We start from the raw sequence: 363 nt of genomic DNA on the forward strand, positions 1-363 counted from the left end.
CAGCGGCGTTACAACCTGGTCAATCGGGCGCTCAAGGCCGGCGAATTGGAGCGATTGAGCCGTGGTGTGTATATGCTTGCGCCGTCTGTATCCGGCGTGCAGCCGCATTCGTTCGTGCTGGCTCAGGCCTTGCGCTCGGGATCGTACATTTCTTTCGAATCCGCGCTGGCGTGGCACGGCTGCATTCCGGAGGCCGTTCGTCAGGTGCGCAGCGTGGTGCCGGGGCGGCGCTTCGCTTGGCCGGGAATTCGGGGTGGTGTGAGCGCTTCGCCGCCAGCACACGTATCCCCGGACTTGATCCGGGGTCTTTTCGGCGGTGGCGCCTTCGGGTGGGAGATCCCGGCTCCATTCAGACAATAAAAT

At 63.4% G+C, this 363-nt stretch carries 1 protein-coding gene; it reads left to right on the forward strand.

Annotated features, from left to right (window positions below; translation table 11 throughout):
- A partial coding sequence (locus ACEWQ0_RS00020; RefSeq protein ID WP_476484106.1) for a type IV toxin-antitoxin system AbiEi family antitoxin domain-containing protein occupies positions 1 to 360 on the forward strand: 360 nt, incomplete at its 5' end.
- Between the last annotated feature and the right edge of the window lie 3 nt (positions 361 to 363).

This window comes from Wenzhouxiangella sp. YN9, from assembly GCF_056324165.1.